At 42.0% G+C, this 19,004-nt stretch carries 21 protein-coding genes; 16 read left to right on the forward strand and 5 right to left on the reverse strand.

Features of this window, described 5'->3' with window-relative positions:
* Positions 1-74: 74 nt before the first annotated feature.
* Positions 75-512 (reverse strand): DUF3069 domain-containing protein, encoded by a 438-nt coding sequence (locus R7E42_RS07410; RefSeq protein WP_005376232.1) that lies wholly within the window; start codon positions 510-512, stop codon positions 75-77.
* A 273-nt stretch (positions 513-785) separates the two neighbouring features.
* Between R7E42_RS07410 and R7E42_RS07415 the strand changes: the two genes are divergently transcribed.
* The gene (locus R7E42_RS07415; RefSeq protein WP_171053575.1) at positions 786-1,745 is read left to right on the forward strand and encodes a diguanylate cyclase; all 960 of its coding nucleotides are present in this window, start codon (positions 786-788) and stop codon (positions 1,743-1,745) included.
* 252 nt (positions 1,746-1,997) lie between these two features.
* Here the strand turns inward: R7E42_RS07415 and R7E42_RS07420 are convergent, their stop codons facing one another.
* Positions 1,998-3,236 carry a sensor domain-containing diguanylate cyclase gene (locus tag R7E42_RS07420; protein WP_065275318.1) on the reverse strand — a complete coding sequence of 413 codons (1,239 nt, stop codon included), beginning with the start codon at positions 3,234-3,236 and terminating at the stop codon, positions 1,998-2,000.
* 253 nt (positions 3,237-3,489) lie between these two features.
* On the opposite strand from R7E42_RS07420, the gene R7E42_RS07425 reads away from it, so the two are divergent.
* The 10 genes from R7E42_RS07425 to R7E42_RS07470 all read left to right on the forward strand — a co-directional run bounded on the left by R7E42_RS07425 (position 3,490) and on the right by R7E42_RS07470 (position 13,339).
* Complete coding sequence (locus R7E42_RS07425; protein WP_318072548.1) at positions 3,490-3,858, forward strand: late competence development ComFB family protein; 369 nt, start codon at positions 3,490-3,492, stop codon at positions 3,856-3,858.
* Positions 3,859-3,899: 41 nt separating this feature from the next.
* The gene (locus R7E42_RS07430) at positions 3,900-4,181 is read left to right on the forward strand and encodes an HlyU family transcriptional regulator (protein ID WP_318072549.1); all 282 of its coding nucleotides are present in this window, start codon (positions 3,900-3,902) and stop codon (positions 4,179-4,181) included.
* Between the two features lie 433 nt (positions 4,182-4,614).
* Positions 4,615-6,171, forward strand: coding sequence for a Re/Si-specific NAD(P)(+) transhydrogenase subunit alpha (locus tag R7E42_RS07435; RefSeq protein WP_054575447.1), 1,557 nt, complete (start codon positions 4,615-4,617; stop codon positions 6,169-6,171).
* 8 nt (positions 6,172-6,179) lie between these two features.
* On the forward strand, positions 6,180-7,556 hold the full coding sequence (gene pntB, locus R7E42_RS07440; RefSeq protein ID WP_005376248.1) for a Re/Si-specific NAD(P)(+) transhydrogenase subunit beta: 1,377 nt from the start codon (positions 6,180-6,182) through the stop codon (positions 7,554-7,556).
* A gap of 155 nt (positions 7,557-7,711) precedes the next feature.
* The gene (gene vxrA, locus R7E42_RS07445) at positions 7,712-9,166 is read left to right on the forward strand and encodes a sensor histidine kinase VxrA (protein WP_025767766.1); all 1,455 of its coding nucleotides are present in this window, start codon (positions 7,712-7,714) and stop codon (positions 9,164-9,166) included.
* Positions 9,141-9,803: a response regulator transcription factor VxrB gene (gene vxrB / locus R7E42_RS07450; RefSeq protein ID WP_005376251.1), complete on the forward strand. Its 663-nt coding sequence runs from the start codon at positions 9,141-9,143 to the stop codon at positions 9,801-9,803. The genes vxrA and vxrB overlap by 26 nt, the downstream gene beginning before the upstream one ends.
* Before the next feature lie 6 nt (positions 9,804-9,809).
* Positions 9,810-10,691, forward strand: a complete 882-nt coding sequence (locus tag R7E42_RS07455) for a DUF2861 family protein (protein ID WP_318072550.1) — start codon at positions 9,810-9,812, stop codon at positions 10,689-10,691.
* A 60-nt stretch (positions 10,692-10,751) separates the two neighbouring features.
* Entirely contained in the window at positions 10,752-11,873 is a 1,122-nt protein-coding gene (locus R7E42_RS07460) for a conjugal transfer protein TraF (RefSeq protein WP_318072551.1), read from the forward strand.
* Between the two features lie 41 nt (positions 11,874-11,914).
* The gene (locus tag R7E42_RS07465; RefSeq protein ID WP_005376257.1) at positions 11,915-12,076 is read left to right on the forward strand and encodes a YoaH family protein; all 162 of its coding nucleotides are present in this window, start codon (positions 11,915-11,917) and stop codon (positions 12,074-12,076) included.
* 873 nt (positions 12,077-12,949) lie between these two features.
* Complete coding sequence (locus R7E42_RS07470; protein ID WP_017634770.1) at positions 12,950-13,339, forward strand: universal stress protein; 390 nt, start codon at positions 12,950-12,952, stop codon at positions 13,337-13,339.
* Between the two features lie 90 nt (positions 13,340-13,429).
* On the opposite strand, the gene R7E42_RS07475 is transcribed toward R7E42_RS07470, so the two are convergent.
* From R7E42_RS07475 to R7E42_RS07485, 3 genes are all read right to left on the reverse strand, one after another.
* A complete protein-coding gene (locus R7E42_RS07475) occupies positions 13,430-13,642 on the reverse strand; it encodes a hypothetical protein (protein WP_005376260.1) in 213 nt (70 codons plus the stop codon).
* A gap of 296 nt (positions 13,643-13,938) precedes the next feature.
* A complete protein-coding gene (locus R7E42_RS07480; protein WP_053349988.1) occupies positions 13,939-14,778 on the reverse strand; it encodes a LysR family transcriptional regulator in 840 nt (279 codons plus the stop codon).
* A gap of 904 nt (positions 14,779-15,682) precedes the next feature.
* A complete protein-coding gene (locus R7E42_RS07485; RefSeq protein ID WP_005388732.1) occupies positions 15,683-15,949 on the reverse strand; it encodes a helix-turn-helix domain-containing protein in 267 nt (88 codons plus the stop codon).
* Between the two features lie 142 nt (positions 15,950-16,091).
* Between R7E42_RS07485 and R7E42_RS07490 the strand changes: the two genes are divergently transcribed.
* The 5 genes from R7E42_RS07490 to R7E42_RS07510 are packed head-to-tail and all read left to right on the forward strand — an operon-like array spanning position 16,092 to position 19,004.
* The gene (locus tag R7E42_RS07490) at positions 16,092-16,283 is read left to right on the forward strand and encodes a hypothetical protein (protein WP_005457445.1); all 192 of its coding nucleotides are present in this window, start codon (positions 16,092-16,094) and stop codon (positions 16,281-16,283) included.
* Complete coding sequence (locus R7E42_RS07495; protein WP_274342561.1) at positions 16,280-16,576, forward strand: hypothetical protein; 297 nt, start codon at positions 16,280-16,282, stop codon at positions 16,574-16,576. Before R7E42_RS07490 ends, R7E42_RS07495 begins: the two co-directional genes overlap by 4 nt.
* Before the next feature lie 13 nt (positions 16,577-16,589).
* Positions 16,590-16,940 carry a zinc ribbon domain-containing protein gene (locus R7E42_RS07500; RefSeq protein WP_258626776.1) on the forward strand — a complete coding sequence of 117 codons (351 nt, stop codon included), beginning with the start codon at positions 16,590-16,592 and terminating at the stop codon, positions 16,938-16,940.
* Positions 16,937-18,793 carry a hypothetical protein gene (locus R7E42_RS07505; protein ID WP_268844695.1) on the forward strand — a complete coding sequence of 619 codons (1,857 nt, stop codon included), beginning with the start codon at positions 16,937-16,939 and terminating at the stop codon, positions 18,791-18,793. The genes R7E42_RS07500 and R7E42_RS07505 overlap by 4 nt, the downstream gene beginning before the upstream one ends.
* Positions 18,768-19,004 (forward strand): hypothetical protein, encoded by a 237-nt coding sequence (locus R7E42_RS07510; RefSeq protein ID WP_274342560.1) that lies wholly within the window; start codon positions 18,768-18,770, stop codon positions 19,002-19,004. The genes R7E42_RS07505 and R7E42_RS07510 overlap by 26 nt, the downstream gene beginning before the upstream one ends.

Below are 19,004 nucleotides of genomic sequence, written 5' to 3' on the forward strand. Positions count from 1 at the left end.
GTTTAGACTGATTTACGCTTCATGATCAAAAAAGGCCGCAAAGTGCGGCCTTTTTTACTAGAAGAATGCCGGAATTACTTCGCGAATACTTCTTTGAATTCACGCTTAAGAAGTGGGTCACGACGTGCTTTCTTAAGTTGCTTAACCATGTCTTTCACACAGTTGTGAAGCACATTATCAAGTAGTTGAGCACGGTATTCTTCTTTATCTTCATCTGTCATGTTTTCTGGCAGATTAAGAGTAGGAAACTCTTCCATCACATTAATACCAGCGAATGCTTGGCCTACAGAAACTAGAGCATGAAACTGTTCAAAGTTGTCTAGAATGTTCTGTGCGCTTGCTGGCATTTCGTCCCATGATTCACGTACCGCTTCTTCAGACACTTCATGGATAGAGGTAACCATTTCGAACATTTGCTCTGGAACTTCGTCAAATTCGATAACTTTACGTAGCTCTGGAGAAATGCTGGCTAGATCGATTTTTTTGCTTTCGCTGTTAGTTGCTTCTGACATGGTGTGTCTCTCATTACAAAAAGGCGGGAATATTAATACCAAATGCATCAAATAGCTATACCCATTAATCCACAAGATGACCAAAGTGAATGAGTTTGTTGAACTTCTGCTCACAGGCCATGATTAGATAGGGTAACGTCCAGTCTAACTGCTTTATGCAATGGATTCCGTGATATTCAAACAAAAATATAGCACTTAATTATGAGTCGAATGCAACAACTCTATGAGTATGGTATATGTTTAATAAAGACATAATTAAAAATGGAACGCGTTATGCAACCGACAGGGACATCGATGCGAATCCTTCTGGTTGACGATGTTCAGCTAGACAGGATGCAGTTGGCTATTCGTCTAAAGCAACTTGGACATATTGTAAAAGCCGTAGGTAGTGGACTAGAGGCGTTAAATACCTACGAGAGTTTTGATCCGGAACTGGTGTTGCTCGATATATCAATGCCAGATATGAACGGTTTTGAAGTCTCTCTTCATATAAGAGAAACGTTTCCGGATTGGATCCCAATTATTTTCTTGAGTAGTCACGAAGAGCCAGAAATGATTGCTAAAGCCATAGATGCGGGCGGTGATGACTATTTAATTAAGCCGGTAGATAAACTGGTACTAAACTCTAAACTTATCGCAATGCAGCGTATTGCTCATATGAGACGAGAGCTTAAGCAAGCGACAGCTCAATTAGAGCAAGTTAATCAACTTTTGACTCAGCAAGCGAATGAAGATGGCCTAACCAAACTCTATAACCGCCGTTATATCGACCATAAGTTGGAATCGATGGTTGCATGGCATGGCCGTCACAACATGCCAATGGCTTTGATTCTATTGGACGTCGATTTCTTTAAACCGTTTAATGATAATTACGGTCATATTGAAGGCGACCGTTGCTTGCAAGCGATTGCGAATCAACTAAAGGCGACGTTTTGTCGCTCTGGGGAATATGTAGGTCGATATGGTGGAGAAGAGTTTGTTGTGTTGCTAGGGTGTACCGACACTCAAACAGCAGAAAGAGAAGCCGAGCGTATACAAGAGGCTATGTATTTTCTCGATTACCCACATGAGTATTCTAGTGTGTCAAGTAGAGTGACGGTGTCACAGGGTGTTTTTGTTTTTCAACCGACAGGGAAAGAAGTGCAATCAGATTTGTATGCAACCGTTGATAAAGCACTATATACATCAAAGTCTTTGGGAAGAAACACACATACTGTGGTCAATTCTTTTTAAAAACAAAATCTTATGAATGTCACTCTTTTTGTTGCGTTGTCACTTTTTGGTGGTTGTTTTAAAGCTAACTCAAAGTAAGATAGGCAACACAGTTCGAACGGAATGTCGCAATCGGGCGTATACCTTATACCTTTGATTAGATAGATAACATCGGGATAGTGGCAACGATGATTGCAGTTATTATGCTGATGGGGAAGTTCGGTTTTGTTGTAAACCCAGACAAGCTTGTTAACTTTCACGATTGGTGAGGGTCTAACGAAGCTTTATACAGTTACGTCCGGCCTTTTTCGCTTTGTAAAGTGCTTCGTCCGCTGATTTAATAACGTCCAGAGGAGCTTGCCCATTCCGGCTATCAGCAACTCCGAAACTTGCGGTAACAAAAACCGACTTTCTTTTCGAACTGTTGCTACCACGACGTTTTTGTCCTTGTTTATGGTTCTCAGGGCGAGATTCTTCATCGCGTAATATCATCTCGTATTCTGCAATCGATTTGCGAGCTTCTTCCAAAAAGTTCTTACATTCGTCAGCGTATTTGCCTTTAAAAACGATGGTAAATTCTTCTCCGCCAAATCGATAAACTTTTGCGCCGCCTGGGGTTTTAGTGAGGCGCGAAGCGACCATTTTTAGAACGTCATCACCAGTATCGTGACCGTAGGTGTCGTTAAACTTTTTAAAATGGTCAACATCAAGCATTGCGATCGTGAACTTCTTACCCATGTGTTTTAGATCGAGATCAAGTGCACGTCTGCTCGGAATCAGCGTTAGGCTATCGGTGAAAGCCAGTTGATGGCTAGCGGAAGCGGCATAAATAATGATAAGCAGCCCTGTTAGCGTAAACATGGTGCTTGATATGTACTGCACATCAAAGAAAATGAACGTCGCAGACGCCAATACCATGGCAGAGTAGGTCATCGCATGGATAATTTCATTCTTCTTTAAAACAAGGATTCCAAGAAAACAGACAATACCCACGCAATATAAAACAAGAATTAAAGGCAGTTTAGAGACCGTAGGTACAATAAATAAAATACCGCTTGTCCATTGTTCAAACCCTCCTTCAACGTAATATGCTAGCGTTAGATAAGACCAAAGAACGAACATTGCTAACATCAAGATGTAAGTCAACATGGCTCTAGAGTCAAAACCTTCTTTACTAAACAAAAATACCGTAAGAAACGAGACAGGAAGTAACGTGGCTAAAATGGTTAGCTCAAGTAAAGCGGTACCACTTTGAAGCGGGACTTGTAGGCGGTGCTGTATCACGAAGTAGGCTAGCAACATTGCCAAGCACACCATGGACTCTCTGCCTTGCTTAAATGAATAACAAAGGAGTAGCGCACAACCTAATAGTATGTACGGCAAGTTTGCGGCAATGCCCCAGTTTGCCTGAGTCATCTGAATAATGCTGTCCATGCCCGAACTCACTATGCCCAGTAGCAAAAAAGGGAATGAGAATCTGAAGCCTGATGAAGTCATTGACGATGAGGACATCTATTACAAACTGCCTGAAAATAGTTGACTATATAATTGGTTAGGTAAATCGTTTTATCAATATGGATATTTATCCGTTATTGAATTTCGAACTTTGAGAACTAGCAAGAATACGTCTATTTGTTCCTTTTCCCAAGTATTTTGGAAGACATTACCGCAAAAAGAGAGAGATTGATTAAATTAAGAGCAATCAATAAGTTGTTATAAACAAGTCGTTGCTATACTCATTTCATAGGAAAAAGGAGATTTACAGATGCAGATAAGCTCAGATGTGCACAACTACATGGAAACATTAGTAGGCCAGGTTCTCAGTTTGCCCGAATTTTTAGAACAGTATGACAACGAACAGTTAGCCGATATTGCTTGCCTTGCGCTTATCCAGCTCAAGCCTGTCTATATCCGTCATGATATTGATTTTTTGTCTTCACTTCCTGAACAAAAATTAAGCCAGTTTAAGCAAAGCGCGGATATAGCGGTGAAAAACGCCGCAGAAATGGTGAAAGAAGACAGGCGTAAGAACCGAGAGTATGATATGCCTGTAATTTTTTCCCATACTAGTTATGATGATGACAAAGAGTTGGATTGGTATGAAAAACCGATCCTTAACGTTAATATTAAGTAAGAGTCGCTCAGTTGACTAGTGAGCTGACCCAAGGAGGAATCGTGGGATTTTTTTCGCGTTTGTTTGGTGGTAGTGAGAAAACGGTTGAAGCCAAAAATATCGAATCAGTTGAATATAAAGGTTTCCTTATTTACCCAGAGAGCCTTTCAGAGGGCGGACAATATCGCATCGCTGGTCGAATAGAAAAGCATGACGATGATGAAGTGAAAACACATCGGTTTATTCGCTCCGATTTGCTTGGCTCAGAGCAAGATGCCAATGACCTTATGTTGAAGAAATCTCAAATGTTTATTGATCAAATGGGCGATAAAATCTTCGACTAGCAATTTACTGCAATTTGATTCCAGTCATCTTAAAAAGAGCCATTAGTGTATATGCTAGTGGCTCTTTCTTTTTAACGCTTAAATCTCTGTTAAGTCAGTATTTAATCGTTACCTGGTTAGACCTCAGTCTAGTACGGTGTTGCGTTGTTATTTTTCGTGCACAGAGCGACAATCATTCATTACTTAGCGTTATATGTAATGAAATTTAGTATTTAAATTACAAAACACTTGAAGTAATGAGACGCGTTCGATACAAACAGAATAATAACAGGGCTGTTAGTCAAGGTGTTTTGTGCAAATGGGTGTCCCCAAACACCATCTTTCGTTTGCAATTGTCTTGCGTGGTAAACAGATAGAAATAAAAAAGAATTAGAGTAGAGCGACGCTCTGTTTTGGGACTAATTTATTGATATGTATACAAGGAGTATGCGTTTTGCAAATCGGTGTACCTAAAGAGATACTCGCAGGTGAATCGCGAGTGGCTGCATCGCCGAAGTCGGTTGAGCAGTTAATAAAATTGGGATTCGATGTCGCGATTGAATCCCAAGCGGGGGTGCTAGCGAGTTTCGATGATGCCGCTTATGAAGCAGCTGGTGCGAAAATCGTTTCTAGTGAAGAAGTTTGGGCATCTGGCCTTATTTTAAAAGTTAATGCGCCAATTGTGGATGATGAGCAAGGCATTGACGAAATTGCGTTACTGCAAGATGGAGCAACACTGGTTAGCTTTATTTGGCCGGCTCAAAATGCTGAGTTGATGGAACAACTTTCAAGTAAGAACATTAACGTTCTTGCCATGGATTCCGTTCCTCGTATCTCACGTGCACAAGCCTTAGACGCGCTATCTTCGATGGCTAATATCGCTGGTTATCGTGCAGTGGTTGAGGCAGCTCATGAGTTTGGTCGTTTCTTTACAGGTCAAATTACGGCTGCCGGTAAAGTACCTCCAGCGAAAGTATTGGTTGCGGGTGCTGGCGTCGCTGGCTTGGCGGCTATCGGTGCTGCAGGTAGCTTAGGTGCCATTGTCCGTGCGTTTGACGTCCGCCCAGAAGTAAAAGAGCAAGTTGAATCGATGGGCGCTGAGTTCCTGACCGTTGACTTTCAAGAAGAGTCAGGCTCTGGGGATGGCTACGCAAAAGAAATGTCTGATGACTTCAACAAAAAAGCGGCAGAGTTATACGCAGAGCAAGCTAAAGATGTTGATATCATTATTACGACCGCGCTCATCCCTGGTAAACCTGCGCCGAAGTTGATCACCAAAGAAATGGTCGACAGCATGAAAGCGGGCAGTGTAATTGTCGACTTGGCAGCTGCTAATGGCGGTAACTGTGAATATACAGTGAAAGACCAAGTTATCATGACGGATAACGGCGTAAAAATTGTTGGTTACACTGACATGGTTGGTCGTTTGCCAACACAATCTTCTCAGCTTTACGCGACAAACCTTGTTAACCTTCTAAAACTGCTGTGTAAAGAGAAAGATGGCAACATCAATATTGATTTTGAAGATGTTGTTATCCGAGGCGTTACCGTGGTGAAAGAAGGTGAAGTTACTTGGCCAGCGCCACCAATTCAGGTTTCAGCTCAGCCGCAAGTGAAACAAGAACAGCCTGTGAAGCCAGAGCCTAAAGTAGAAGAACCTACGTCTCCAACGAAGAAAATTATTGGTGTGGCAGCGGCTGTTGGAGCCTTTGCATGGGTTGCATCGGTTGCTCCGGCAGCGTTTCTTTCTCACTTTACTGTATTTGTTCTAGCGTGTGTTGTCGGATACTACGTAGTATGGAATGTTACCCATGCACTTCATACTCCACTAATGTCAGTAACGAATGCTATCTCTGGCATTATTGTCGTTGGTGCATTACTGCAAATTGGACAAGGTAATGGCGTCGTTTCATTCCTATCTTTTATTGCCGTATTGATCGCGAGTATCAATATCTTCGGTGGTTTCACCGTCACCAAGCGTATGCTTGAAATGTTCCGCAAAGATAAATAGGAGTCACAATGTCTGCAGGATTAGTACAAGCAGCTTACATTGTTGCTGCATTATTTTTCATCATGAGTTTGGCGGGGCTTTCAAAGCAAGAGTCTGCTCGTAATGGTAACTACTACGGTATCGCTGGTATGACGATCGCGCTAATAGCGACGATCTTTAGCCCAGATGCGCAAGGTTTTGGTTGGATCATTATCGCGATGGCGATAGGTGGTGCGATCGGTATTTTCTATGCGAAGAAAGTAGAAATGACCGAGATGCCAGAACTGGTTGCGATTCTACACAGCTTTGTAGGTTTAGCTGCGGTTTTAGTTGGCTACAACAGTTACCTAGATGCGCCAGAAGCAGCAACACATGCTGAGCATGTTATCCACCTTGTAGAAGTATTCTTGGGTGTGTTCATCGGTGCCGTAACTTTCACCGGTTCAATTGTCGCATTTGGTAAGCTGCGTGGTGTGATTTCTTCGTCGCCACTTAACCTACCTCATAAGCACAAAATGAATCTCGCAGCGGTTGTTATCTCTACGCTTCTTATGATCTACTTCGTAAAAGCAGATGGCAGCATGTTCGCTCTTATTGTGATGACTTTGATTGCGTTCGCATTCGGCTACCATTTAGTCGCTTCAATTGGTGGTGCTGATATGCCAGTTGTTGTCTCTATGTTGAACTCATACTCAGGTTGGGCAGCAGCGGCAGCAGGTTTCATGCTAGCAAATGATCTATTGATTGTAACAGGTGCTTTGGTAGGTTCATCAGGTGCGATTCTTTCTTACATCATGTGTAAAGCAATGAACCGTTCGTTTATCAGTGTTATTGCCGGTGGTTTTGGTCAAGAGATAGTGATTTCAGGTGACGAAGAGCAGGGCGAATATCGTGAAACAACGGCTGAAGAAGTTGCAGAGATGTTGAAGAACTCAAAATCAGTAATCATCACTCCAGGATATGGCATGGCAGTAGCTCAGGCACAATACCCTGTTCATGAAATTACTGATGTACTTCGTTCACAAGGTATTGAAGTTCGCTTTGGGATTCACCCAGTAGCGGGTCGTCTACCGGGGCATATGAATGTGTTACTCGCTGAAGCAAAAGTACCGTATGATATCGTTCTTGAAATGGATGAAATCAATGATGACTTTGCAGAAACCGATACCGTATTGGTTATCGGTGCTAACGATACGGTCAACCCAGCCGCACTGGAAGATCCGAACAGCCCAATCGCTGGTATGCCCGTATTGGAGGTATGGAACGCGAAAAACGTAGTGGTATTCAAGCGCTCAATGAATACTGGTTACGCAGGAGTACAGAACCCACTGTTCTTCAAAGAAAATACATCAATGCTATTTGGTGATGCGAAAGAAAGTGTTGAGTCTATTTTTAAAGCACTTTAACCATTCTTGATTTAAAACTATACAGGGTCAGCAATCGCTGGCCCTTTTTTGTTCCGTTTCAATGTTATAGTAATGCAAATCCTTCTGTTAGCAGATGTCAATTGCTTGTAGATTGATGTATAGTTTTGGCTAATGTAACAAGTGACGGTAACAGTTTGATTAAAAAGTTTTTGCTCGGTTTTGCAACTGTATTGCCGCTTTTTTCGGCACCTGCATTTTCCGATTCACTACCAGAAAGAATAGATACGTTTACAGAGCTATTTAACTATGAAGTAGCTCTTAAGTCGTACGATATTCGTATTCTGCAATCAAATTATCCTACCAAGTTACTTGCGCCAGATTCGCTTCTGCCGCAAACGTCTGACTATCCGTTAAAAGATATCCAACAGCTTTACAGCTTGGCGAATACTTGTCGTGGCAAATTACCATTAAGTCCTTTAATTACTGAGCCTTTAGTATTTACAAGAGCGATTTGTAAAGGGACGCAGCTGACACCTCGTTGGTTCTCGCGTAGTGGTCTCATTCACCCTGGTGGTGGGACGTACGCGGCACGTTATGTGGATAAGTATCCAGAACTCAAACCCAAACTATCTCAGTACATGCATATAAAAGAGCGTGATAACGAGGAAGGGGATGAGTTGCTAGAAAGCTTGAAAAACATGGATGACGACGCCATTAATGCTTTGATTGCAGGCGCGAGCATGTTTATTGAAGGTAACGAACTTTGGCTAAGACGTGGTGACCGTTACTTTGTTTTCGAGAAAGATATCTGGCAAGAGAACGTAGCGAATGCGGGTCTGTCATACGCTCTAGCCTCTCAAAGCAAAAGTTGCTTTGTTAAACGAGGCAATATTTGTTGGGATGTAGAAGATCACTCGCAAGTTTTGCGGATCAGTATGATCATACTGGTAATCGCCAATATTCTTTTGGTGATTGGTTGGGCGGTGTACCGTTGGAATAGCAAGCGAGAAGAACTACGTAGTAGAATGCTCGTGTTGCAAATTTTAACGCATGAGCTCAGAACACCGATTGCATCTCTGTCACTAACGGTTGAAGGCTTTCGTCGAGAGTTCGAGCATTTGCCTGAAAGTGTGTATGACGAATTCCGCAGATTGTGTGAAGATACGCGCCGCCTGCGTCAATTGGCAGAAGCGAGTAAAGATTATTTGCAATCTGATAACCAAATGCTTGCAACAGACTGGGTACCATCCGTTGCAGATTGGTTAGAATTTAAGATCGAAGAAGAATTTGATAGTGCCGTGCTTTTTAACATCAATGAAGATGTGGCTGCTAAAGTTAATGTGTACTGGTTAGGAACTTGTATCGATAACTTGCTTCGTAATGCGCTTAAGTACGGTGTCGCACCGGTTGAATTGGATGTCTCAACTAGTGAAGAAAAAATAGTATTCCAAGTCCGAGATGCAGGAGGCCTAACGGCTAAAGATTGGGCAAATTTGAAGAAACCGTTCGTAAGTAAGAGCGGGTTAGGACTTGGATTAACAATCGTTGAATCTATGGTAGGCCGCATGGGCGGAAAAATGTCCTTAATGGGACCACCTACAACTTTTATATTGGAGATACCTTGTGAAACAGACACTGCTTCTCGTTGAGGACGATAAAAACTTGGCTGACGGCCTGTTAGTAAGCCTGGAACAAGCAGGATATGAGTGTTTACATGTGGAGCGTATTGCAGACGTAGAGCCACAATGGAAAAAAGCTGACTTGGTAATTCTCGATCGCCAACTCCCAGATGGTGACTCTGTACAATGTCTCCCAGAATGGAAACAGATTAAAGACGTACCAGTTATCTTGTTAACGGCACTTGTTACCGTAAAAGATAAAGTTGCAGGCCTGGATTCCGGCGCGAACGACTACTTAACAAAGCCTTTTGCTGAGGCGGAGCTTTTTGCGAGAATCCGTGCACAGCTACGAGCACCGGATTCAGCAGAACAAAGCAACGCTGATAAAGTGATTACAAAAGACTTAGAGATTGACCGCTCGACTCGTGAAGTGACTTATAAAGACGAGCTAATTACGCTTACTCGAACAGAGTTTGATTTGCTGCTATTTTTGGCGTCAAACTTAGGTCGCGTGTTTACTCGTGATGAGCTACTTGACCACGTTTGGGGTTACAATCACTTCCCGACAACACGTACGGTTGATACACATGTACTACAGCTTCGTCAAAAACTGCCAGGACTGGAAATTGAAACACTTCGTGGTGTTGGCTACAAGATGAAAGCATAAGTCGTAATGAAAATACTACTCCCTGTAGTTGTCTCATTAGCGTTAGTGAAACCAGTCCATGCGATGGACTGGTTTCAAACTAACACGCCTTTAACACAGGCACATCAACACTTACTTGAAGATGATCTTGCGGGTATGTTCAACTCTCTTGTTGAACTCTGGCAAACGGAACCAAGTAAAGATTTGACTCCTCACCTTAATGATCTTCTTGGTCAGTCACTATCCAAAAACTGTGGCAAGGCTCTCACTGGTGTAACGCTGCCTGATTGGATAAGTGGTGTGAACGTTATTCGTCAGACTATTCAAAGCCCTGGGCGAGATACATTTAGATTGGTGATCAAGCTAAGAGCTACAACTGACATCGAAAATATTTCATTTAATCGATGGGTGGATGAATCTATATCCGCGGACAGTTCATTCAGCTATGAACAACAGCCGAACGGGACAGAACTTGCCAACGAGCGTAGTTACTCGAAACGCTATAACTTAACAGGCAAGCTTGAAGCTGGTTTATATCACTTAACCGTTGTTTCTACTGATAAACAAGAGTATCGAACTTGGGTAATACTTGGAGATTCAAACTCTTCTCAATATGTTCGTTGGACATCTAAAGAGAATTGGAAAGTAGAAAAGAGCGCACTTCGTAATCCCCATTGTCCATTACCGCAACTTGAAGTTGGTTTGTATGACTACATTGATGGCCAGTACGAGCAAATGTGGAAAAAGACTTATGAGTCTAACTATCCAAATTCATTGGAGCTAGCGGGTGTCCCAAACGATAGATACGTATTGGCGGTAAGTATCAATAGTCGCCGTTGGCAGGGCGATATAATTGTTGAGCAGGCTCAAACTATTAGCCGAACCTATGATCTTTCCCAGGAAGAATAGTTAAAGAAATACTACTTGTGCCGATAAAGGTTCAGGACGAACTAAAATCACAAGTGTAGTATGAAAAACAAATATAAAATTCTTGCCACTTCTGTTGCTACTATTTTTTTCGCTAATGCTGCTTCTGCTGCTACTTATGCGATAGAGGCTCGTAGTGATGCAATGGGTGGCGTTGGTACCGTATCAGCAACTTATCTAACTGCGCCTTTTTTCAACCCCGCTCTTACTGCGATTTATCGCCGAAATGACGATGCAGGCATGATCGTGCCAAGTTTTGGTGGCAGCTACGATGATCAATATGATCTAGTTGATGAGATAGAACGCATCAGCAAATTGACAGACGTCGATGAAATCAAAAAATCGATGGATGCTATCGATGGGAAAAAGACAGACTTTGATCTTGGTGGTGTCGTTGCCATTGGTATCCCCAACAAATTCTTATCTGCAACTGCATACGGTAAGCTATACACTGAATCATTCGTACAACCAAATGTTGATACCTCAGGTACTAATCCATTAGATGATAGCTATGTACAAGGTGTTTCTATTGGCGTGGCTGAAGCTGGTATTTCACTTGCTAAATACACTAATTTCATGAACCAACACCTTTCTTTTGGTGTTACTCCTAAACTTCAGCGTATATACACATACTCATACGCCACGAGTTTTCAGAATTTTGATACTAAAGACTTACGTGAAAATGAGACCGCGGAAACGATGTTTAACTTAGACGCAGGCGCACTTTGGTTCTTTGGCCCATATCGTCTCGGTATTTCAGCGAAAAATTTGATCGGAAGAGACGTTAAAACAAAATCATTCCAATATGGCAGCGATACGATAAAATCATACGAATATAGCATGCGTCCTGTATACACCGTTGGGGCAGGGATTGTTGCCGATTACTTTACGATGAGTGTTGACTACGATCTTAACGAAGAAAAACGTTTTTCATCCTTTGATGATAATACGCAAATGATTCGAGCTGGTATTGAGTTTGATATTTTGCGTCAAATGGCATTACGAGCAGGGTATATGAAGAACTTAGCTCGAAGTAATGACGAAGGAACCATTACTGCTGGTATCGGGTTGTCCCCACTTAAGTTGTTCGAATTGGATATCGCAGCTCAGTACACAAACGAGAACGCTATGGGTGCATCCATTAATTTCCTTGCTACCTATTAATTGAATCGTTATAGTCAGCTCCTCAAAATGAGGAGCTTTTTATGTTTGACGATTTACCCCCTCTATCTCACCAAGAGCAACAACAAGCTGTAGAGAGAATTCAAGAATTGATGGCGAAGGGCACAAGTACTGCAGAAGCTATCAAAATTGTTGCCGAACGGATTCGTTCTGAGTACGCAGAAAAACAACAGCAACAAAACTAATCAATTCATGGACAGGGCATACGCCCTGTTTTTTGCCTTTCTATTTTCTATTCCTTTACACTCCCAAACACCACCCTGGTTACGCTGTAACTAAAATTTACTATACCTATATGATTTTAATCTTGTTCAATTGCCTTTAAGACTAAATAGCGAGTTGGTAAAATTTTACCTAATCGTGTTAACCTTAGTTTTCGTAGCACAGGTAATTAGGCATTTTTTAAAGAACTCATAAATTAAACTCAATAATATCAATTATTTACCGCGGGCATTTAATCTGCCAACCATATTGGTTGTGATTGATCTTGTAATTTAATTACAAAGCCCAAGAGAGCTTCGTTCTCAGACAGAAGATTATGCTAAAAAAAAGAAAAAAGAGACACCGTAACTTATAACGATAATTAAACTAGAGTTATTAAATAAGCGATATAAGAACAGTAAGCACTCGCAGACATATGTAATAGATGAATCGAAATTCATCTTATTGAGCTGCTTTTTTAGCCGAAATACGTCTCCTGGATTTGAGCGGAGCGTTACATATTGAATATGCTTAATCTAAAGTAGTTTTACTAAACTAGGCGACGTTGAAGTGGGTAATATGAATCCTCAAGAGTAGTAGAAATCAAGAGCAGTAACGCGCATTACAACGTAACGTTTTCTGGCATCCTTCCTGTTAAATAGTCCGATAATTAGAGAAGAAATTGGAAAAACATCGTTTATCTTTGGATGAGAGGAAGCAACAAGGTTGCAATGAAAACTATTTGCCTGTTTTAAACTAAACTCCTTTAACTATCATGTAGCAGTAGTTTTGATGTTGTGTTCGCTCTATGTGGACTAGACTTAATATGAGAACAAAAACTAACCTAGGGAGGAATGATGGGTTATAAGCACGTTTTGGTTGCTGTCGACTTATCTCAATCTAGCCAAGCCGTTATCGAAAAAGCAATAATGCAAGCAGATAACTCAAGCAGCAAACTCTCATTTGTTTACGTAGATGTTGATCGCATAGTCATGGAAGCGAAGGAAGAGCAAGAATTGGAAAGAAGGCTGCAAGAGCTCGCTGATAAATGCTTATATCCAGTAAACGAGACCATGGTAGTAATCGGCGATCTTCATATAAAACTATCGGGAATCGTCAAAAAAGAGGGGATAGACTTAGTTGTATGTGGTCATCATCACAACTTATTGAGTCGCTTTTTTTCATCGATACCAAAGGTTGTGAACGAAGTTGAAGCTGATTTATTAATCGTCTATTTAGACGAGTGATCGACAACTCTTGTTCGCACTCATCATTTTTTGTCACTAAAAAGCCGAACGTTTATGTTCGGCTTGGTGTATCGGTGATAATAAAAGTTTTTAGCCAGGAATGATTGATGCCTCATGAGATAAAACAGATGCAGACTCCGCGTTTGACTGCAGATCAAAATGTACGTTAACTTGCACGCCTTCTCGCTCAAAAGTGACATCATCAAAATCGGTCATAGCGATTTTGAATCCATTTCTAGCAAAAAAGCCAGTCACCATAGTTCGCTGCTTAATTTCTAATGCAGACGCGAGTAGCTTATCCATGGCATTCTCCTTGGTTATTGTGGGGATATGGGTAGAAGATACACATAGATTGGTATGAAATCAATTTTATATAAAGTTGCTTTTGATTAAAATTTTAATGTAAGTCAATCTATCGTTTACCCCACGTGATTTATTCCACGCAAAACCTTGATAACAAGACGGCAGAGCATCTCACATTGTGATAGCAAGCATAAAGATGGTGGTGTTAATAAATACCGCCGAAACAATATGTTACAAAGATTAGCGTTAGGCCTAGTTGAGTAGACAACGCAAAATTCTAAACCTGAACAACCGCCCTAAAATGACTCACTCTTCAATACTTGTGATAACTCAGACCTAATAAAAGTAGATATCTCAGCTAGCTTTCTTGGCAAAGGGTTTTGATAAGGGTAGGCAATATACATGGAACGTTCTATATCAAAAGTTTGCGATATTCGGATATTTTTGTCTATATAGTTACTTTTAATAAGATAGTTTGGAATGACACCAACCCCAACTCCCTCAGAAACAAAGTTTATTAAAATAGAGGTGTTATCAACTTCGATAACATCAGTATATTGATTTTTAATTGATTCCTTATTCGAATGATGTTTGTAGATTAATAGTGTTTTGTTGTTGGCATTACTTACCCTAGATATCAAAACATCACTATAATCACCAATTTTATGTGCAATAAGAGTGTCATCAATAACATTATTAAGCCTAATCGCTAAATCTACGTTGCTTTCTAATAAATTTTCCACATTGTTACTTGACGATATTTCAAAATCAACTTTTGGATATCGTTCTTTTAAGTCTTTAAGAACAGAACCAAAAATAGAAGAGGCTATAGAGTTGGGCATTGTGATTTTAAACTTTCCATCAATGCATTCACTCAACGAGCTAGCTCTGTAATTTAACTCGTGCAAACTCTCTAACGTCTTGATAGCAAGCTCTCTAATGCTTTCGCCATGATCAGTTAAAACGAGTTTCCTTGTTGTTCTGTGGACGAGTGTTACGCCAAGTTGTTTTTCTAATGCTGCTAGCTGCCTGCTGACTTGAGCTTTAGACTTTCCAAGTTCTTTTGATGCCTCTGTAAGAGAGAGGTGTTTACAAATGGCTGCAAAGCAGATCAGCTCATTGTTCATCAATTCCATGATTGTTACCTTTTTGCAACTCTGAGTCACGTTGTCTTTTAACTGGTGGGAAAGTATAACTTGCATCATCGGAGGGGGACAATGATATTTAAAAGCCGCCATGAAATAATGGCAGACTACTATCTTAATAAAACCATATTGGATATTAAGTTAAACCGATATCCTGAAGGAATTAACTCAATCGGATTAAATATATAAAATAAAGATTTAAAAATAAAAAGTTTGTCTCGTGAAATTACTAAGTTGGATTCGGGTGATTTAATTATTTATTGTGCATCATTGATAATGACTCATTCCATATCGGAAAAAGTAATAATAAACGTTGAAATTGATTCTTAAATTATAAAGTTAAACGTGTGAGGATATTTAAATATGAAGACTGCAATACAAAATTCGAAAAGATCTGTTTATCAGAAAGATACATTGTATAGAATAATAAATAATCTTAGTACTTTGTATACCAAATCACTAGTAAAATTATTTGGTGAAGAGTTGAGAATCCATCATTGCAAACATAAGATTAATGTAAGAACCACTAACGAGTTGAGTGAACATATGAAGAAAGATCTAGGTATAGATTGAAAAGTAGAGAGTTTACATCTGTTAGATTCCTTGTTCCTATAAAGATAATCTAGTACTTACACGTTAGGGTTAGGCAAACGCGTATCCATGTTGACTCATATTGAATGAGCAAGATGCAAAACCAACGTGCATGGTGTCGGACGTAACCAAAGATACAGTTCAAGTGGTCGCTGTGGTGGAATCGAAGTTCATGGCCCATACAAGACAGCTGATGAAGCTTGCAAGGAAGCAAAAGCCAAATACGGTGTAACTAAACTGACTTCACCAATGCTAATCTTCTAACCCTTAAGTTCGCATTATGTATAAGCTGGTAAATGAGAGGTTAGGCTGGCGCCCCTGCTTGTAAGGCATTGATTAGGCGGGGGTTTATAGACTTATCTTCGAGTAAACCGTATACCACATCTTGATCATCTAACCCCAATAAGTCGGCGATTTTAAAGGCAATTTCCCAATCAAGAACACTGCGACCATTGCGGTAATTGCTAATTCTACTTGTGCCAACGTCCAAAACTTTAGCTAACTGATAGTCAGAGGTAAGCTCTAACTGGGTTTTCAGTCTATCTAAAAGCACATTTGTGTAATTAGTCATGTTCCCGCATCCTTTCGCAATATTGTTAAATTTTAGTGGATAGTCTGGCTTCTTTCACTACCGCAAGCCACTTGCGTGCTTAAAAAGATTTCCTTAACGTTATTTTTGAGACAGGAAATCAATAGCTTGCGGAGGCTACAACATGGAACGTATCGTTACCGACCCAATTCACTTACCTTGCCCAGATATGGCAGGGTGTACCAATCCTGACCCAGCTAAAACAGCAAACTCACTTCTTAAGATTGCACAATTACGAGAAAAGTTCGCTGAACAATTCCCAAAGAAGAAGCAAACCTACATTCCTACACGTTTTCGTCAGGGGGTTGTAGCATGAATTTAAGTATCTGGAAAACGCGCCGCAATCAGCGCCAACTTGTTGCATCACAGTGCAACGGAACTCATATTTACTTCGACAGTTTTGAGCTTGAAGCCGTTGAAGCCTCTCTTTGGCTTTATCAGGGTATGACGCTTGTTGCTTGTATTAAAGCGAAAGACGCCACGCTCGCTGATATTACTATCGCCGCCCATCGCATGGAGACACTTGGTGCGCAAAACAACGGCGAACCACTACACGAAATCCGCAAGCAAGATGAAGCGCCCCAAGTGGGCGCGGATTCTTCCTTATAGGGAGACTTTGAGCATGAGTTTACCCCCTAAAGGATACCGCTACCTATGTTCTAGCTGCGGTCATGAGTTCCTCAAGCACATTAAGATTTTTGACATTGCACCATGTACAACGACTTGTACTCAGTGCGATAGAAAAGCGGCTGAACTTGTTTTCGACACCATTAAAGAAAAGCACGAAGCGCAACGCGTTAGTGTAAGGCGTGCAGGTAACTGCATTTCTGAAGCCTCGAAAGAAATAAGCGCTTGTATCTCAGTGGAGCAAGGCGCATTTGGGCAGAAAGTTCGTATTGATAAAATCAGTTTAGACATGGCACTAAGCAAACTTGCTCGCGCTGGTCAATCTTTGGAGAACTTACCAAAATGAGCCATCTTTATGACGTGCAATCGCCACGCGAATTTACCCAACTTTTAAGCCCGCATGATGTGGGCTTTATTACGGCGTTAGCGCAAGACGTTACCGTTACCGAGAAAAACATTGCCGCTGTCGAAAGCGGTTTTTTTAGTGCTCCAAACCGTGATTGGATGGAAAGTGAACTGCAAAAGTTCAAATCGTTTGACCAAATCCACCATTTACGCACCTTAAAAAGTGCTGAACTTGGGCGCGAAGCGCTGGACGAAGTCCAGAAAAGACTAGGCTCGTCAAAGGGCGCAAAAGTCGGACACGGAAAACGCAAGCAGATAGACCGCTTGATGACCCGTTCTCGACGTCTGCCGCCGCGCCATAAAACGGAATCGTTTTGTGGCGACAACGTGACCGATGAATATCGGGCACGCTCACAAGCGCAAACAGGTTGGATTCGCAACGAAAACAACCGCCTCGAATGGCAACCGATTGGCACTAGCCGAGCGTATTTGATGTCCCGTGGTTGGGCGCAACAGATGAAAATGCAGGTGAAATACCACCCAAGCCCGTCCGAAGCACCCGCGCCGCAAAGTGGTGAACGTTTCACTGACAAACTAAACCCTCGCGCTGTAAAGAAAATCTTTGAATCGGGCGCGTATGTCGCGGCGTGTCATGGTGGGTTTAGCACCTTTCTCACCCTGACGTTTACTCAAAAGCAACGCGACCGCATTTTTGGTGGCGAAGCGGTCACGGATGAGGGGCTGCCATATTGCCCAATCCAAACCACGATTGGTGCCGAGGTATCCCGTTTTCTAAATGGCCTCAAGAAAATGTACCAACGCGGGTTTGAATATTCCGCAAGCGAGGCGGGGTCACTTGGGTTAGATGGTGACAAAGTCAAAGTAAATGGCCGAATTGGCCGTCCACTTAAAGCCGCTTGGAAAGATGACGACGGCATCAAGCACGTTAAAGAAATTCATGGACCAACCGCCAACCCGTTTGATTTTCATTACATTTGGGTCGCGGAATCTCCGGCTAATGAAGATGGCGAACCTAATCCCCATGTGCATGTGCTGCTGAACTGGCGAGTGGAACAGCACCACTTTGCAGGATGGGCGAACCGCATCGAGCAGCTTTGGGGCAATGGCATGGCACATCTGGAGAAAATCAAATTCAGCGAAGCGGCGGCGGGCTACCTCATCAAAGCCGTAGGTTACGCGGCCAAGGGCGATAACGCCGACCAAGGACTGATAAAAGGCAATCGCTACAACATCGCACGCTGTAGCCGTGCCCCTGATTGGGATGTGTTGGCATCGTTCGAAGTAGACAACATGACGGGCATCATCAAAGAGTGCGGTTACATGTTGGAGCAATGGCGCAAGCCAATGCAGCGAGAAATCCGACGCAAGGAAACCAAAAAGCAAGATGCGATTCGCGCTATCGACATCAACCGCAAACAAGGCAATCACGATGCCGTTCAAAAGCTTAACCATTTGATTAAGAAGCTAGACCACGAAGCACGCCAGATTCGCAACCAAATCAAGAGTCGCGGCACGTTCGCCAGTAGCTTGAACCAATTTTCTATCGTGTTTGAGGGCGAAAAATCCAAACACAAGGCGGGGGCGTTTTTGTATTGGGCACGCGGTGCGCGTGGTTGGTCGATGAAGTGTACCGCCGAGCGTGATGGTAATGATTTGACGTTAACTCGTGACGACGCCACCGACCTTTACAAAGAACAGTTTGAACGATTTCAACTACGACAAGCTGACTGGAAAAATCAGTTAGCACAAGAGCGGCCGCCAGAGCCGGACATCAACATAATCAAGAGCAATGACATGGCGATTTACCATGATTATTGCCACTACGTTCATTAGCCCGTTTGGGCATTGCTTGCGACAACGATTTCAGCAACTAGGTAAGGACAACCCAATGAGCAACATCGACAAAATCACCCAAGAAATGGAAGCCGAAGTAAAGCGCGCTAAAGGCGGCGTGTTTTGGCGTCTATTGCTGGTCTGGATGAAGGAAGTCAACAAACAGATTCAGAAAAAACCGAACACCGATGAAGAACTAGCCGAGGCTTAA

This window comes from Vibrio sp. Vb1337 (assembly GCF_033338715.1).
GTDB lineage: Bacteria > Pseudomonadota > Gammaproteobacteria > Enterobacterales > Vibrionaceae > Vibrio > Vibrio alginolyticus.

What these genes read in the sequence shown, in the direction of transcription:
- R7E42_RS07495 (WP_274342561.1), top strand. Translation starts at nt 16,280, where the DNA reads ATGAATTTAAGTATCTGGAAAACGCGCCGCAATCAGCGCCAACTTGTT.
- R7E42_RS07410 (WP_005376232.1), bottom strand. Translation starts at nt 512, where the DNA reads ATGTCAGAAGCAACTAACAGCGAAAGCAAAAAAATCGATCTAGCCAGC.
- R7E42_RS07505 (WP_268844695.1), top strand. Translation starts at nt 16,937, where the DNA reads ATGAGCCATCTTTATGACGTGCAATCGCCACGCGAATTTACCCAACTT.
- R7E42_RS07465 (WP_005376257.1), top strand. Translation starts at nt 11,915, where the DNA reads ATGTTTGACGATTTACCCCCTCTATCTCACCAAGAGCAACAACAAGCT.
- R7E42_RS07490 (WP_005457445.1), top strand. Translation starts at nt 16,092, where the DNA reads ATGGAACGTATCGTTACCGACCCAATTCACTTACCTTGCCCAGATATG.
- R7E42_RS07510 (WP_274342560.1), top strand. Translation starts at nt 18,768, where the DNA reads ATGATTATTGCCACTACGTTCATTAGCCCGTTTGGGCATTGCTTGCGA.
- R7E42_RS07480 (WP_053349988.1), bottom strand. Translation starts at nt 14,778, where the DNA reads ATGGAATTGATGAACAATGAGCTGATCTGCTTTGCAGCCATTTGTAAA.
- R7E42_RS07425 (WP_318072548.1), top strand. Translation starts at nt 3,490, where the DNA reads ATGCAGATAAGCTCAGATGTGCACAACTACATGGAAACATTAGTAGGC.
- R7E42_RS07460 (WP_318072551.1), top strand. Translation starts at nt 10,752, where the DNA reads ATGAAAAACAAATATAAAATTCTTGCCACTTCTGTTGCTACTATTTTT.
- R7E42_RS07470 (WP_017634770.1), top strand. Translation starts at nt 12,950, where the DNA reads ATGGGTTATAAGCACGTTTTGGTTGCTGTCGACTTATCTCAATCTAGC.
- R7E42_RS07475 (WP_005376260.1), bottom strand. Translation starts at nt 13,642, where the DNA reads ATGGATAAGCTACTCGCGTCTGCATTAGAAATTAAGCAGCGAACTATG.
- R7E42_RS07500 (WP_258626776.1), top strand. Translation starts at nt 16,590, where the DNA reads ATGAGTTTACCCCCTAAAGGATACCGCTACCTATGTTCTAGCTGCGGT.
- R7E42_RS07415 (WP_171053575.1), top strand. Translation starts at nt 786, where the DNA reads ATGCAACCGACAGGGACATCGATGCGAATCCTTCTGGTTGACGATGTT.
- R7E42_RS07455 (WP_318072550.1), top strand. Translation starts at nt 9,810, where the DNA reads ATGAAAATACTACTCCCTGTAGTTGTCTCATTAGCGTTAGTGAAACCA.
- R7E42_RS07420 (WP_065275318.1), bottom strand. Translation starts at nt 3,236, where the DNA reads ATGTCCTCATCGTCAATGACTTCATCAGGCTTCAGATTCTCATTCCCT.
- R7E42_RS07485 (WP_005388732.1), bottom strand. Translation starts at nt 15,949, where the DNA reads ATGACTAATTACACAAATGTGCTTTTAGATAGACTGAAAACCCAGTTA.
- pntB (WP_005376248.1), top strand. Translation starts at nt 6,180, where the DNA reads ATGTCTGCAGGATTAGTACAAGCAGCTTACATTGTTGCTGCATTATTT.